The following is a 15,386-nucleotide window of genomic DNA, read 5'->3' as shown; positions in this document are numbered from 1 at the left end:
CATGAGAGCCATTACCCTCTTTACCGGCCAGTGGGCCGACCTTCCCCTGGAAGAGGTGGCCAAACTGGCCTCCGGCTGGGGCTACGACGGACTCGAAATTGCCTGCTGGGGAGACCACCTGGACCCCTGGCGCTGGGACGACGAAACCTACATCGCGGAGAAGCTGGCGTTGCTGGCCAAGTACAACCTCAAGGTCTACGCGATTTCCAACCACCTCAAGGGCCAGGCCGTGTGCGATGACCCGATCGACCAGCGGCACCGCGACATCCTGCCGGACATCGTCTGGGGCGACGGCGACCCGGAAGGTGTCCGCCAGCGCGCCGCCGAGGAAATGAAGAACACGGCACGCCTGGCAGCCAAGCTTGGCGTGAAGACAGTTGTCGGTTTCACGGGCTCCAGCATTTGGAAGTACGTGGCCATGTTCCCGCCCGTGTCGCAGGAGCTTGTGGACGCCGGCTACCAGGACTTTGCCGACCGCTGGAACCCGATCCTGGACGTCTTTGACGAGGTGGGGGTCCGCTACGCCCACGAGGTGCATCCGAGCGAGATTGCCTACGACTACTGGACCACGCGGCGCACGCTGGAGGCCATTGGCCACCGCGACGCGTTCGCCCTGAACTGGGATCCCAGCCACTTCATGTGGCAGCAGCTGAACCCCGTGGACTTCATCCTGGAATTTGCCGACCGCATCATCCATGTGGACTGCAAGGACGTGAAGCTGCGCCTGGGCAACGGCCGCAACGGAGTCCTGGGCTCGCACCTGGCCTGGGCGGACCTGAACCGCGGCTGGGACTTTGTCTCCACGGGTCGCGGCGACGTCCCCTGGGAGGCCAGCTTCCGCGCCTTGAACCAGATTGGCTACGACGGCCCCATCTCGGTGGAGTGGGAGGATGCCGGCATGGACCGGCTGCTGGGCGCCCCGGAGGCCCTGGCATTCGTGCAGAAGAACGCCTTCGCGGCCCCCGAAGCCGCCTTTGACGCGGCATTCAAGGCACAGTAGCGTTTCACGGCCCGCCCTTGCACTTAGACTGCTCAGGTAATATGGGGCGGGCCGCTTGCCAGTCATTGCCGAACGAGCGAGTCGAAAGAGGTGGATACAGTGTCAATTCCGGAGCTTCCAGCAACCAGGACAATCCGCAGGGGCAACAACCTCGATGACGTCCGCCGGAACAACCTGGCCGTCGTCTTGAACCTTGCGCATGTGCAGGGCCGGCTCTCGCGAGCAGAGGTCACCCGGGCCACCGGGCTGAACCGTTCCACCGTGGCCGGCCTGGTGGGCGAGCTCGTGGAATTGGGCCTGGTCGAGGAGCAGGAACCGGGCATGACGCACCATGCCGGCCGCCCGAGCCCCATCATTGTGCCCCGCGAGGACGTGGTGGCCATTGCCGTCAACCCCGAGGTGGACGCCGTGACCATCGGCCTGGTGTCCCTGTCGGGCAAGGTCCTCAAGCGCATCCGCTACGACACCGCCCGCGTGCCCAGCCCTGACGAGGTGGTCAACATTGTCAAGGCCGTGGTGGCCGGCATGCGCGGGGAGCTGGACAGTTCCTTCCGCACGGTGGGAGTCGGGGTTGCTGTTCCCGGCCTGGTCCGCGCCCACGACGGCGAAGTCATCCTGGCCCCGCACCTGGGCTGGCGCAACGTTCCGCTGTCCACCATGCTCAATACGGCCCTGGAACTTCCCGTCCTGGTGGCCAACGACGCATCGACCGGCCTGATCGCCGAGGGTACCTTCGGGGCAGGACGAGAAGTCCGCGACCACATCTACCTCAACGGCGGTGCCAGCGGGATCGGCGGCGGCATCTCGGTGGGCGGCGCGCCACTGACCGGCGCCAACGGCTTCGCCGGGGAAATCGGCCATGCCCTGGTCAATTCCAGTGGCGGTGAATGCCATTGCGGCCGCCGCGGATGCCTGGAAACGGAAGTCCGCCAGGCGCCCCTGCTGGCTGCCCTGAAGCTGGGCAGCACGGACATTGAAAATCTTGATTCGACGCTGCTGGCCCAATTCCAGCGCGACGGCGGCCCGGATCCGGAGCTGGCGGCACTTGTGCACCACCAGGTCGATTTCCTGGCCGAGGCCCTGAGCAGCGTGGTCAACATTTTCAACCCCGAGCTCATCATTCTGGGCGGCTTCCTGGGCACCCTGTACGCCACCGACCCGGCCCGGATGGAAGAGGCCGTGGCAGCCAAGGCCATGCACGGCCCGCGCGAGGACGTCCGCTTTGCCCGGGCTTCCATGGGCCTGGACCTCCTGCTGGTTGGTGCCGCCCAGCAGGCCTTCGCCGCCGTGCTGGCGGACCCGGCCAGCTTTGCCGAACCAGTGTCACTGCTCGGCTGACAACTGCTCGGCGTGGCCGGTGCTTGCAGGTGGCTTGCTGTTTTCGGCGACTGATTCTGGCATTCTTGGGGAACCATGGAAACACCATCAAGCACCCCGCGCCCCGTCTCCGTCCATTCCCGGCCCACCCGGGCATTGGCCGTGGTGGCGTGGGCCATTTGTGCCTTCCTCAGCGTGAACCTGGTCCTTGCCGGGACTGCGGCGGAGATGTGGCAGTTCCTGCCCTGGATGCTGTTCATTGCCTGGGGCCTGTATGTGCTGCTGTGGCGGCCGCAGCTGCTGGTGCACGCAGACGGCCTCTCGGTCCGCAACCTGCTGCGCGACCATGACATCCCCTTCAGCCAGCTGAGGGCCGTGCGCGTGGTCCAAAGCGTCAGCTTCGACACCGCTGCCGGGCGCATCGCCAGCTGGGGCGCGCCCGGGGCCTCAAAGCTCGGCCGCAAGCTGCCCTCCGCGCCCGGAATCCCGGACATTGCCTCAGAGCCGGCCACCAGGACAGCGGTCCAGTCGGCGTGGGACGCCTGGGAGCGCAACCAGCCCAGCCCAGGCATGCCCGACGCCGGCACCTCCTCCGCCGGAGCGCCCTCCTCCCAGCCCGGCCACCCCGGGAAGGTGGAAACGCGCTGGAACGTGCCCACCGCCGTCGTCGGTGCCATTGCGGTGCTGCTGGTTGTGGCCAGCCTGCTCACATAGGGTCTCGACCACCGGACGGCGAAGGGCCCGGCCCCGGGGTCTCTGCAAGAGAAACCACCGGGACCGGGCCCTTGGGTTGCTGCCTAGCCCTTGAAGCCGACGGCAGTCCAGTCCATTGACTGGAACTGGGCGGCACCGTAGTTGACCAGGCCCTTCTTGACGCCGTAGGTGTTCGGGGTGGGCGTCAACGGGATGACGGGGGTGTAGGCGAAGATCGCCTTGTCAATGTCCTGGGCAAGTGCCAGGCGCTTCTCGGGATCGAGCTCCGCATTGGCCGCGGCCCACATGTCGCCCAGCTTCGGGTCCGTGATGCCGGAGAAGTTCTGGCCGGCATCAGCGGGGTAGAAGATCGATTCCGTGGAGGCGATCGGGTACGGGGTGCCCGACCAGGCGAAGCCGGTCATCTGGAAGTTGGACTTGAGCACGTAGTCGGAGAAGAACTTGTCTTCCGGCACGGTGTCATTCTTCAGGGTGATGCCCACAACTTTCAGGTTGGCCTGGATCTGCTTGAAGATCTGCTCTGACACTGGGTTGTTGGCATCGAGGGTGTAGGTCAGTTCCAGCTTGGCGCCGTCCTTTTCCATGACCCCGTCGGTGCCCTTGGTGTAGCCGGCTTCCTTCAGCAGTGCCTCGGACTTGGCGGTGTCGTAGCCGATCACCGCGGAGGCATCGTCCGTGTAGCCCTTCTGGCCGGGCATGAAGATGTAGTTGTTCTGGCTGGAGACCGGGGCACCAATGGGGCTCAGGCGGCTGGCCGAGATGGTGTCGCGGTCAATGGCGCGGCCCACGGCCTGGCGGACCTTGACGTCGGCCAGGGGTCCCTTGGAGCCGTTGATCGTGACGTGGTTCCAGGTCAGGCCGCCCGACTGCTGGACGGTGCCGTCCTCGCGCTTCTTGGCGGTGTCGTAGTTGTTCTTGTTGGTGCCGATGCTGAAGGCGTCAAGTTCCTTGTTGGCGTAGGCCTGGGCCAGTGCGTCGCGGGAGACCACCTTCATGATGATTTTTTCCAGCTTGGGCTTCTGCCCCCACCACTTGTCGTTCGGCACGAGCGTGATGACCTGGCCTGCGGTGTCAACAGTGCCCACCTTGAAAGGGCCGGAGGAGGGCAGCGGCTTTGACTTGTAGCCTTCGTTGAAAGCCTTCACATCCGAGGCAACTGCCGCAGGCAAGACGGCGGCCGTGGCCGTGCCGGCCGTGCTGGCACCCAGAATGGAGGACCAGTCGGCGTTCTTGTTCTTGAAGGTGATCTTGAAGTTGTAGTCGGTGTCTTCCTTCGTGACGGACCCGATGTCCTTGAAGACGTTGTCGCCCACAATCTGGTAGTCCTTGTTGCTGCCGTCATTGGCCTTGAAGGTGGCCTCGTAGTCCTTGTACGTGATGGGCGTGCCGTCCTCCCACACGGCCTTCGGGTTCAGCTTGACCTCCACAACCTGGGGGTCCTCGCTGGCCAGCTTCACCTCCGTGGCGTAGTCCGGGTTGACCTCCCAGCCGCCGTCCACTGTGGTGCGGACCGGGCCGCCAAGGGTGGGGTCCATGATCTCGCCGCCGGACTTGACGTTGCCGTCCACCTGGAGAGTGTTCCAGTTGTCCGGCATCTGGTCCACTGCAAGGGTCAGGGTGCCGCCGTCCTTGACGGAGGCGTAGTCGGCTTTCTCCCAGGCCGTGGTGGGCAGCTTTCCGGTGTCCGCAGCGCCCTTGCTGCTGTCAACGGAGGGCTTGTTGTCCCCGCCGCCGCCACCGGCGCTGCAGCCTGTCACGGCCAGGGTGAGCGCCAATACTCCGGCGCCCACTTTTCTGTTGATGTTTTTCATTTCTTCCTCCCATTGATTGGACCTACGGCCGTTCGCCAGTGGCGTCCGGCCTGGACGTTTCAGGTGTGGCTTGGTCGGGGACCGGCAGGGTCCCCGTGTTGTCCCGGCTCCCCGGGCTCCCCCAACGGGCCCGGGGCAACAGGTTCATTGGGCGCGGCCGGCACGGTTCCGGCGGCCATGAGCTCGATCCGCTCGGCGTGGTGGCACGCCACCTGGCTGTCCCGGACGGGCCGCTGCTCCGGATCCTTCACACGGCACTGCTCCTGGCCGGCGGGATCGATCAGTTTGTAGAGGGGGCAGCGGGTGCGGAAGTTGCAGCCCCCGGCGGCATCGGTGGGACTGGGCAGGTCCCCTTCCAGGATGACGCGGCTGCGGCTGCGCTCAACTGTGGGGTCCGGCACGGGCACGGCGGAGAGCAGTGCCCGGGTGTAGGGGTGCACGGGGTTGGCGAAGATGGCCTCGGAGGGGCCGCTTTCCACTATGCGGCCCAGGTACATGACGGCCACGTTGTCCGCGATTTGCCGGACCACCGCCAAATCGTGCGCCACGAACAGGTAGGAGAGCCCCAGTTTTTCCTGCAGGTCCGCCAGCAGGTTGATCACGCCGGCCTGGATGGAAACGTCCAGGGCGGAGACGGGCTCATCCAGCACCACAATCTTCGGGTCGGTGACCAGGGCCCGGGCAATGCCGATGCGCTGGCGCTGGCCGCCGGAAAACTCGTGCGGGTAGCGGGAGGCCATGGCCGGTTCCAGGCCCACAAGTTCCAGCACCTCGGCCACCTTGCGGCGCCGTTCCGCGGCCGGAACCCCGTGGACAGTGAGCGGCTCAGCCACCAGGTCCTGGACGGGGAGGCGTGGGTCAAGGGAGGCCATGGGGTCCTGGAACACCACCTGGATGTCCCGGCGCAGGGCCCGGCGTTCCTTGGCGGACAGCGTTGCCACGTCTGTGCCGTTGATGCTCACAAGACCGGCCTGGGGCTTGGCCAGTTCCAGGATTTCCATGATGGTGGTGGACTTGCCGCAGCCGGATTCGCCCACGAGCCCCAGGGTCTGGCCGCTGCGGATCTGGAAGCTGACCCCGTCCACGGCCCGCACTGTGCCAATGGTGTGCCGGAAGACGGAGCCCTTGGTGAGCGGGAAGTGGCGCTTGAGGCCGGCGACCTCCAGCACCTTTTCCGGCTCCACCTCGGCCCTTTCCGCGGCGGGAACCGGCTCCGGCACGGGATACAAGTGCGCGCGTTCCAGGGAGCCACGGGCGATTTCGTCCACGCGCAGGCAGGCGGAGGCGTTCAGGGGGTCGCCGGCGACCATGGCCAGCGGCGGTTCGGTGGTGCGGCACGCGTCAATGGCCACGGGGCAGCGCGGGGCGAACGGGCAGCCCGGCGCCAGGTTGTCCAGCTGCGGGGGCCGCCCTTCCAGCGGCACCAGCCGTTGGTGTCCGGCGGTTGCCAGGTTGGGCATGGAGCGCAGCAGGCCTATGGTGTACGGCATGGAGGGCTGGTGGAAGACCTGGTCAACGGTGCCGGTCTCCACAATGCGTCCGGCGTACATGACAGCGATCCGGTCCGCGTTTCCGGCCACCACGCCGAGGTCGTGGGTGATGAGGACAACCGCGGCGCCGGTCAGCTCCTTCGCCTTTTGCAGCACCTCCAGGATCTGCGCCTGGATGGTGACATCCAGCGCCGTGGTGGGTTCATCGGCGATGATGAGCCGCGGGTTGTTGGCGATGGCGATGGCGATCATGGCCCGCTGGCGCATGCCGCCGGAGAATTCGTGCGGGAAGGCCTGGGCGCGCCGTTCCGGGTTGGGGATGCCCACCACCTTCAGCAATTCCACGGCCCTGACATTGGCGGCCAGCCTGGACAGCTTGGAATCGTGCAGCTGCAGGGCCTCGGCGATCTGGGCGCCGATGGTGTAGACCGGCGTCAGCGCGGAGAGCGGGTCCTGGAAGATGATGGAAATTCCGTCGCCGCGCAGCCGGGACATGTCCTTGTCACTGCGGCCCAGCAGCGACTTCCCCTCAAACAGGATGTCCCCGCCAATCCGGGCCGAGGATGGCAGCAGCCCCATGACCGCCAGCGAGGAGACGGACTTTCCCGAGCCCGACTCCCCCACGATCCCGAGGAATTCTCCCTTGTCCACGTGGTAGTTCACGCCGCGAACCGCCTGCACCTCCCGCCCGGGCTGCGGGAAGGTGACGCTGAGGTCCCGCACCTCCAGCAGCCTGTTGGGCATGGACGACGGCGTGTTCCCGGCCTGGGTGCCGGGCGCGCCCTGGGCGCGGCGGCCGTGGGCGTCGATTACTTGCGTGGGGCGCTCAGTCACGGTTTGCTCCGGAGGTGGGGTCGACGGCGTCGCGCAGGGCATCGCCGATGAGGCTGGCGCACAGGACGGTGATGACCAGGATTGCTGCGGGGAAGATGAAGAGCCACGGGCGGGTGGCGGCTGCGGTCTGGCCGGCCGCCAGGAGGGTTCCGAGTGAAACGTCGGGGGCCTGGATGCCGAAGCCGAAGAAGCTCAGCGTTGTCTCGCTCAGGATGGCACCGCCCACGCCCAGCGTGGCGTCGATGATGAGCAGCGAGGAGACGTTGGGAAGCACGTGGCGGCGGATGATGGTCCAGGTGTCCACGCCCATGAAGCGGGCTGCCTTGATAAAGTCGCGTTCGCGCAGGGAGCGGGTTTGGGCCCGGATCACGCGGGCCATGATCATCCAGCCAAACGCGGCCAGCAGGAAGATCAGCGCAACCCAGGACAGCTGCTTGAAAATGGGGCTCAGCAGGATGAAGAGGAACAGGCTGGGCAGGACCAGCAGCAGGTCGATGACCCACACAATGGCACGGTCCCACCAGCCGCCCAGGTAGCCGGCCACGGCGCCCACGATTCCGGCGATGATGGCGGCCAGGGGGCCCACCAGCAGGCCAATGATGAGCGATTTCCGCAGGCCCACAATGGTCTGGGCGTAAATGTCCTCACCAATGTCGCTCGTGCCGAACCAGTGGAGGGCGCTGGGGCTGGATCCCATGTTGTAAATGTCCAGGTCGGTGTAGTTCCAGGCGTTGGGCACCAGGCCGAAGATGGCCCACAGGACCACCAGTCCCAGTCCGACTGCACCCACCCAGAACCGCGGTGTGCGGCGCAGCCGGGACATGACCAGGCTGAAGCGGGAGACGGGCTTGCCGGAGTGCACCACCTCTGTGGTGGGGGCGGCCGGGTCGACGGCGGTTGTTTCGTCAATGAGCGACATTGCTACACCCGCACTCTCGGGTCGAGGGCCGCATACACAACGTCGGACAGCGTTCCGGCGATGAGGATCAGGACTGCGTTGAACAAGATGGCCCCGGTGAAGGCGTTGATGTCGCTTTGGGAGATGGCCTGGACCAGCATTTCGCCCATGCCGTGCCAGCTGAACACGAGCTCGGTGACGGCGGCCCCGGCCAGGATGGTGGCGAAGGAGTAGGCAAAGTAGGTGGACATGGGGATCAGGGCCACGCGGACTCCGTGGCGGACCAGTGCCGAGCCGCGGGTGCGGCCCTTGGACCGGGCCGTGCGGATATAGTCGGCCGACAGGACATCAAGCATGGCGCTGCGCTGGTAGCGGGAGTAGCCCGCGGCCCCCATGAGCGCCAGGGCAATGGTGGGCAGCAGCAGGTGCGCGGCCCGGTCCCAGAACAGGACCCACCAGCCGCCGTCGAGCCCTGCCGTGTACTCCCCCGTGAAATTGATGAGTTGGATGCCCAGGAGGTTGTTGAACATGGTGGCCGAGATCATGAGCAGGATGCCTATGACAAACGCCGGCGTGGCCAGGATGGTGAACGAGGCGAAGGAGATGGCCTGGTCGCTGAACTTGTACTGGCGCACGGCGCCCCACACGCCCAGTGCAACGCCCACGAGGGCGGCCAGGATGGTGCCCAGGATCAGCAGGCGAAGGCTGGTGCCGGCGCGGGCCGTCATCTCGCTGATGACGGAGGTGTTGTGGATGGTGTCGCCCAGGGACCCCTGGGTCACGAGCCGCACGATCCAGGCCCACAGCCGTTCAATGACGGGGGTGTTGGGGTTGACGCCCAGGCCGTCGAGGATGGCGTTGATGGTGTCGTCGCTGGGGCGGGGATTTCGGCCCAGATAGCGGGCCGCCGGGTTCAGGATGATGCTGGCCAGCACATAGGCGCTCAGGGTCGCAATGGCCGACAGGATTGCGTAGTTGATGAAGCGCTTGGCGATGAACCCGATCATGCGGCCGGCTTGGGGGCTGCCACGCCGGAGATGCCGCGGCTCGCAAACCGCTGCGATGGATCTTGCAGGAGCATTCAAACGTCCTTAACACTGGTCCGCTGCGCCTGCCGTGGATGGTGGCGGGCTGTGTGCGGGGGCTGTTGATTCCCTTGGCGGAGAGGGAATGTAATCCACCTCACACCACTTCCAGTCAATGTACTCCTGCCCGCATTCGATGCAAGCACCCCCGGCCCGGCGGCCGTGGGCAACTGGCCAAACGGACGGCATCTTGGCAATTTCCCGCCGTGAAAACACCGGAAAATCAAGGTTCTCCGTGCGGCGTCGTCCGTTTGGCCAGCGAAACCGTAACGCAAAAGTTATGCGCTTGACGGGGGTGTTCCGGGTGCCGGCCCTCCACGCCCTACGCGGCCACCTTGGCCTTGGCGGGCTTGGGTGCCCCCACGCCCACGGAGTCGGCGGACAGCTTCTGGGCCAGCCAGATGGGGACAATCGAGATGATGATCAGCACCACGGCCACCACGTTGACCACGGGAGCCTGGTTGGGGCGGAACAGGTTTTGCAGGATCCAGATGGGCAGCGTGGTGTCGCCGGCGCCAATGGTGAAGGTGGTGACAATGATTTCGTCAAAACTCAGGGCGAAGGCCAGCAGCCCGCCGGCCAGCAGCGCCGAGCGCAGCTGCGGGAAGGTGACCAGCCAGAAGGTGGTGAACACGCCGGCGCCCAGGTCGGCGGAGGCCTCCTCGAGCCGTTCGTTCGTCCGCCGCAGCCGGGCAATGACGTTGTTGAACACCGTCACCATGCAGAAGGTCGCGTGCGCAATGACCACCGTCCACATGCTCAGCGGCACGCCCAGGATGGTGGTGAACATGTTGTTCAGCGCGATGCCTGTGACGATGCCGGGCAGGGCGATGGGCAGGATGACCAGCAGGTTGATGACGTCGCGGCCAAAGAACTTGTACCTCTGGAGCGCCAGCGAGAGCAGCGTCCCGAGCACCAGGGAAATGATGGTTGAAACCACCGCCACCCACAGGGAGGTGACCAGGGCTTCACGAACGCCAACGGATTCGAAGGCCCGGCCCCACCATTCAAGGGTGAAGCCCTTGGGCGGCCAGCCGAAGGTGCGGTCCGCGTTGAAGGAGTTGACCACCACCAGCAGCAGCGGGACGTAGATGAACAGCAGGACCAGCCCGGTGATGACGCCCAGGATGCCCTTGGCACTTTTTGAAAGTCTCATGGCTCGCTCCTACAGATTGTTCAGTGCGCCCGTGCGGCGGACCACGAAGAGGTAGATCATGATGATCACGATCGGGATCAGGGACACCGCCGAGGCGAACGGCAGGTTGTTGGCCGCACCCACGTTGGCGTATACCACGGTGCCGAGCATCTGGGTCTTGCCGCCCACAATCTGGGCCGTGATGTAGTCACCCAGGGACAGGGAGAAGGTGAAGATGGTGCCGGCGATGATGGACGGGACCAGGATGGGCAGCATGACCAGGCGCATGGTCTTCAGCGGCTTGGCACCCAGGTCGGAGGAGGCCTCAAGCAGCGAATCGGGAACCTTTTCAAAGCCTGCATGGATGGGCAGGATCATGTACGGCAACCAAATGTAGGCCAGGGTCAAGATCACTGCCGTCTCGGAGTAGCCGGGGCTTGAGGCGCCGATGGGGGCACCGAGCCATTCGAGCAGGCCGCCTTCGGCCAGCACATTGCGCCAGGCGTAGGCCTTCACCAGGTAGCTGGCCCACAGCGGCATGAGCACGGCAACCACAAGGATCTTCTGCCACTTCGCCGTGGCCACCTTGGCGATGAAGAAGGCGATGGGGATGGCAACCACCATGTCGATGACAGTGACGGCCAGGGCAATCCAGATGGTGCGCAGGGTGATGACTTGGTACACGGGGTCGGTCAGGACCTGGATGATGTTCTCAAAACTCCAGGTGGTGGAGACCTTGCCCGTGAACGTGTCAACCGTCCACAGTGCTGTGATGAGCAGGGCTGCGAGCGCAGCCACATAGACCAGGATGAGCCAGCCGGCCGGTGCGGTGAGCAGGCCCGCCAGGCGGAGGCCGGGCCGCCGGCTCAGCAGGGCCGAAAACGAGTTCTTCCGTGCCCGGGGTACCGCTGCCTGGCCCGGAGCATCGCCCGGGTCCGGCCTGGTGCCGGGCTGCATCTGTAGTGCCATGTCCTCATTGCCTTTGGTTTGTAGGTGGTGCGTGCGGCGGAGTGGGAGGGTCCGCCGCACGCCCCGGGTTGTGGGTGGGCTTGGCTAGCCCTTGATTTCGGTCCAGGCCTTGGTCCACTCGGAGTAGTCGGTGCACTTGGCGTCGGTGCGTCCGTCCAGGCACTTGGCCACGGGGGTGGTCCAGTACCAGATCTGCTCCGCGTAGGAGGCGTCACCGGAGTGGTAGGTGGTGCAGTGCTCCTTGTCCACGGTCAGATCGCAAGCCTTGGGGTTGGCCGGGGATTCACCGAAGTACTCGGCCACCTGTGCGTTGGCCTCGGGGCTGGCAATGTAGTCCAGCCACATGTAGGAGCAGTTGGGGTTCTTGGTCTTGGAACCGATCATCCAGGTGTCAGACCAGCCCGTTGCGCCTTCCTCCGGCAGCAGGGTCTCCACCTTGGCGCCGTCGGCCTTGGCAATGTTGGCGCCCACCTGCCAGGTGGTGCCGATGACCGAGGTGCCGGAGGCGAAGGACTGCACTTCCTTCACCACGTCGTTCCAGTACTCGCCCACGTGGGTGCGCTGGTCCTTGAGCAGCTGCACGGCGGCGGCGAGCTGGTCGGCGTCCAGGGAGTACGGGTTGGTGATCTTCAGTTCTGGCTTGTGCTTCATCAGGTACAGGGCCGCATCGGCAATGTAGATGGGTGAATCGTAGGCGGTGACCTTGCCGGTGTGTGCGGAGGCGCCGTCGAACACGGAGCTCCAGGACGTGGGTGCGGGGCTGACCAGGTCGGTGCGGTACATGAGCAGGTTGGCGCCCCAGCCGTGCGGCATGCCGTAGTTCTTGCCGTCCACCGTGTTCCACGCCTTGTCCTTCAGGAACGGGTACACATCCGGGTAGTTCTTCAGCAGGGAGGTGTTCACGGGCTGCACGTCGCCGCCGGCCACGAGGCGCAGGGAAGCGTCGCCCGAGGCGGAGATGACGTCGTACTGGCCGGTGCGCATGAGCGTGACGGCCTCATCCGAGGTGCCGAAGGGCTTGAAGTTGACCTTGCAGCCGGTGTCGGCGGTGAACTTGGAGACCCAGTCCACCTTGGGGTCGTTGCTGCCGTCCTCCACGTAGCCGGGCCAGGCCAGGATGGAAACCTGCCCCTCCCCCGCGCCGATTGACTCCTTGGCCGTGGTGGGTTCGCCGCCGCCGGATGAGGTCCCGCAGGCTGCCAGCGCCAATGCTGCAACAGCCAGGGTGCCGATGACCTTCAGTGCGTTTTTCGTTGCCATGGTCGTATCCTTTGTGTCTCTTGAGTGATGAAATCGGAAGTTGATGCGGGCCTTAGGCCGCGTCGGGGAGCCAGACGGCGTCGTGGTCGGCCCAGCTGACCGCCACATTGCGCCCCACCAGGGCGTCCCCTTCGGGCAGGTCGTTGTCCACGAGAACCACGACGGCGGGGCCGTCCTCGAGCGCCACCCTCACCTGCGTCGCATGGCCCACGTAGACGAGTGAGGTGACGGCGCCGCGCAGGGAGGTGGCGCCGTCGTGCGTGGCACCCTGGCCTTCCCAGTGCACCGTGAGCCGCTCGGGCCGGAGCACAAACTGGCTGCCGCGGTTGTACAGCCGGGTGGCCACGTCCTGGCCGAAGAGGTTCGAGGTGCCAACAAAGTTGGCCACAAACGCCCCTGTGGGCCGCTGGTAGATCTCGTGGGCCGTCCCGATCTGGGCCAGCTTTCCATTGTTGAACACGCCGATGCGGTCGCTCATGGTGAGGGCTTCCTCCTGGTCGTGCGTGACGAAGATGAAGGTGATGCCCAGCGAGCGCTGCAGTTCCTTGAGCTCGATCTGCATCTGCTGGCGGAGCTTGAGGTCCAGGGCGCCCAGGGGTTCATCGAGCAGCAGCACCTTGGGTTCCACCACGAGTGCCCGGGCAAGTGCCACGCGCTGGCGCTGGCCGCCGGAAAGCTGGGCGGGGCGGCGGGCCATGAACTTGCCCAGCTGCACCCGTTCCAGCGCCTCCACGGCACGTTCACGGCGCTCGGCCTTGCCCATGCCGCGCACCCGCAGCCCGTAGGCCACGTTGTCCACGAGTGACATGTGCGGGAAGAGCGCATAGTCCTGGAAGACGGTGTTGACGTCGCGCTGGAACGGGGCCTTGCCGCTGACGTCGTGGCCCTCCAGCTCGATGGTGCCCGAGGTGGGCAGCTCGAAGCCGGCGATGAGGCGCAGCACGGTGGTCTTGCCGGAGCCGGAGGGGCCCAGCATGGAGAAGAACTCGCCCTGGCGGATGTCCAGGTCCACGCCGTCCACGGCCTTGGTCTCATTGAATCCCTTGGCCCCAAAGGACTTGGTGAGGTTGCGCAGCCGGATGGCGGGGACCGCCTGGCCCGCGTCACCCGCAGTGGAGCCTGCGGCTGGGGAGGTGCTAGCGCTCATGGTGCACGCCTTTCTGCTACTGGTCTTGGCCGCAGCCCGCGGTGTGATGCGGGCCACATTGGCTGATGAGGCTAAATACTATTACTTAAGATGTTTTATGTATAGCCCCCGGAAAAAATCGCCGGTACCATGAAGAAATCCCGTAACAACCCCCGCCCTTTTCGACCGCAAGAAGCTGGTTCCCGTGTCCCTGTCCCCGCTTGGCGCCTCCCGCAGCCTGGCCGCCGTCTTCACGCCCATCAAGTCCGGCGGACTGGTCGACGAGGTGTGCCGGCGCATTGAGCTGGCCGTGGAATCCGGGCTGCTGCCCAGCGGGCAGCGGCTGCCCAATGAGGTGGAACTGTCCGCCGCCCTGGGCGTCTCCGCGGTCACCGCACGCGAGGCGCTCTCGCAACTGCGCGGCCAGGGCCTGATCCGCACGGTGCGCGGACGCAGCGGCGGCAGCTTTGTCACGGAGAACTCCTTCCCCTCGGCATCCATCGCCCGGGAAAAGCTGCAGGGCCTGACCAGGCTTCAAATCTCGGACCTGGGCCTGCACCTGCAGGCCATTGCCGTGACCTGCGCAGGGGTGGCCGCCAGACGCTCCGGCCCGGGGGATGTGGAGGCCCTTGAGGCCTACATCCGCCCCGGGACCGCGGACGGCGAAACGGCCACGCCTTTTGCCTGGCGCCTGTGCGCCGCCGAATTCCTGCTGGAAATTGCCTCGGTGGCCCGCTCGGCCAGGCTGGCGCGCGAGCTGCTGCACCTGCAGGCGGACCTGGGCACCCTGACGCTGCTGCCCTTCGAGGACGCCGATTTCTGCGAGAGCACCGCGGAGTTGAGCGGGGCCATCTCCGCAGCCATTGGCAACCATGATTCCAGCACCGCCGAGGAGCGGACCCGCGAGCTCATCACCTCCACCACCAGCTGGCTGCTGGCCGAGCACTCCCGCAGCCAGCGCTAGCCACCACCAAGCAAGGGACACCATGAACGGCAACGACGCCGCACACGCGGCCACAGGGGTTGGGCAGCTCAACGCCCTGATCGGAGGGCTGGAAGACAAGCTCGCCGCCTGGGCGGAAGCCACCAGCAGCTGGCTGGGCACCACGGGCAAGGTCACCGGCACCGGGATCGACAAGTTCATCCGGCCCGCGGTGGCCGGGTTCATGAGCGAAGAAAACTCCCTCCTGGCCGGCGCCGGGTTCGTGGCCGCCGCGGGCCTGCTCGGCGAGGAACGCAGCTACATCGCCTGGTGGCAGGGGGCTGACATGGAGCGCGTTGACGCCCTGGCCAACTTCAGCCCGCAGTCAACGAGCCGCTACGTGAAGGCCGAATGGTTCAAGGTCCCCATGGCGACCGGCCAGCCCCACGTCACAGGCCCCTACATCGACCTGCTGTGCACCGACGAATACGTCCTCACCTTCACCCACCCCATTTTCAGGGATGGCGAGCCGGCCGGCGTGGTGGGCCTGGACGTCACGGCCCAAGCGATGGAAAGGGCAGCCCTGGGGATCCTGCGCCAGATAGGCCCGTATGCCGTGCTGGTCAATGCCGGCGGCCGGAGCGTTGTCAGCGCCAGTGCGGAAGTGGATGCCGGCGACGTGGCAACACTGGCCCAGGGGGCCGCCGAGTTCCCCGTGGGCCGGCAGTTCTCCATCTACTCTGCAACGGCGTAACGTGCACTGCTCGCGGCCATGGGCCGATGTAAGGTGAGTCACTAACACGAGCCATCACAGCCGATGGGAAG

At 65.9% G+C, this 15,386-nt stretch carries 13 protein-coding genes; 5 read left to right on the top strand and 8 right to left on the bottom strand.

Annotated elements, in window-relative coordinates; translation table 11 throughout:
• Position 1 precedes the first annotated feature (1 nt).
• The 3 genes from PCK14_RS08480 to PCK14_RS08470 all read left to right on the top strand — a co-directional run bounded on the left by PCK14_RS08480 (position 2) and on the right by PCK14_RS08470 (position 3,031).
• Positions 2-1,000: a sugar phosphate isomerase/epimerase family protein gene (locus PCK14_RS08480; RefSeq protein ID WP_269938039.1), complete on the top strand. Its 999-nt coding sequence runs from the start codon at positions 2-4 to the stop codon at positions 998-1,000.
• Between the two features lie 99 nt (positions 1,001-1,099).
• Entirely contained in the window at positions 1,100-2,338 is a 1,239-nt protein-coding gene (locus tag PCK14_RS08475) for an ROK family transcriptional regulator (protein ID WP_269938038.1), read from the top strand.
• A 75-nt stretch (positions 2,339-2,413) separates the two neighbouring features.
• Positions 2,414-3,031, top strand: a complete 618-nt coding sequence (locus PCK14_RS08470; RefSeq protein ID WP_269938037.1) for a PH domain-containing protein — start codon at positions 2,414-2,416, stop codon at positions 3,029-3,031.
• A gap of 83 nt (positions 3,032-3,114) precedes the next feature.
• On the opposite strand, the gene PCK14_RS08465 is transcribed toward PCK14_RS08470, so the two are convergent.
• The 8 genes from PCK14_RS08465 to PCK14_RS08430 all read right to left on the bottom strand — a co-directional run bounded on the left by PCK14_RS08465 (position 3,115) and on the right by PCK14_RS08430 (position 13,660).
• The gene (locus tag PCK14_RS08465; protein WP_269938036.1) at positions 3,115-4,842 is read right to left on the bottom strand and encodes an ABC transporter family substrate-binding protein; all 1,728 of its coding nucleotides are present in this window, start codon (positions 4,840-4,842) and stop codon (positions 3,115-3,117) included.
• A gap of 59 nt (positions 4,843-4,901) precedes the next feature.
• Entirely contained in the window at positions 4,902-7,076 is a 2,175-nt protein-coding gene (locus PCK14_RS08460) for an ABC transporter ATP-binding protein (RefSeq protein ID WP_269938112.1), read from the bottom strand.
• Between the two features lie 82 nt (positions 7,077-7,158).
• On the bottom strand, positions 7,159-8,085 hold the full coding sequence (locus PCK14_RS08455; protein WP_269938035.1) for an ABC transporter permease: 927 nt from the start codon (positions 8,083-8,085) through the stop codon (positions 7,159-7,161).
• Between the two features lie 2 nt (positions 8,086-8,087).
• The gene (locus tag PCK14_RS08450) at positions 8,088-9,071 is read right to left on the bottom strand and encodes an ABC transporter permease (protein ID WP_269938034.1); all 984 of its coding nucleotides are present in this window, start codon (positions 9,069-9,071) and stop codon (positions 8,088-8,090) included.
• 400 nt (positions 9,072-9,471) lie between these two features.
• Positions 9,472-10,305, bottom strand: coding sequence for an ABC transporter permease (locus PCK14_RS08445; RefSeq protein WP_269938033.1), 834 nt, complete (start codon positions 10,303-10,305; stop codon positions 9,472-9,474).
• 9 nt (positions 10,306-10,314) lie between these two features.
• A complete protein-coding gene (locus PCK14_RS08440) occupies positions 10,315-11,253 on the bottom strand; it encodes an ABC transporter permease (RefSeq protein WP_269938032.1) in 939 nt (312 codons plus the stop codon).
• A gap of 84 nt (positions 11,254-11,337) precedes the next feature.
• Complete coding sequence (locus PCK14_RS08435; RefSeq protein ID WP_269938031.1) at positions 11,338-12,513, bottom strand: ABC transporter substrate-binding protein; 1,176 nt, start codon at positions 12,511-12,513, stop codon at positions 11,338-11,340.
• 52 nt (positions 12,514-12,565) lie between these two features.
• Positions 12,566-13,660 (bottom strand): ABC transporter ATP-binding protein, encoded by a 1,095-nt coding sequence (locus PCK14_RS08430; protein ID WP_269938030.1) that lies wholly within the window; start codon positions 13,658-13,660, stop codon positions 12,566-12,568.
• Positions 13,661-13,844: 184 nt separating this feature from the next.
• Between PCK14_RS08430 and PCK14_RS08425 the strand changes: the two genes are divergently transcribed.
• Positions 13,845-14,603, top strand: coding sequence for a FadR/GntR family transcriptional regulator (locus tag PCK14_RS08425; protein ID WP_269938029.1), 759 nt, complete (start codon positions 13,845-13,847; stop codon positions 14,601-14,603).
• A 22-nt stretch (positions 14,604-14,625) separates the two neighbouring features.
• Positions 14,626-15,315 carry a PDC sensor domain-containing protein gene (locus PCK14_RS08420; protein WP_269938028.1) on the top strand — a complete coding sequence of 230 codons (690 nt, stop codon included), beginning with the start codon at positions 14,626-14,628 and terminating at the stop codon, positions 15,313-15,315.
• The last annotated feature ends 71 nt before the right edge of the window (positions 15,316-15,386 follow it).

It is taken from the genome of Arthrobacter sp. HY1533, from assembly GCF_027568515.1.
In the GTDB taxonomy this organism is placed as follows: domain Bacteria; phylum Actinomycetota; class Actinomycetes; order Actinomycetales; family Micrococcaceae; genus Specibacter.
The sequence above is the reverse complement of the archived record's forward strand: the minus strand, read 5'-3'. Positions and strand labels throughout refer to the sequence as shown.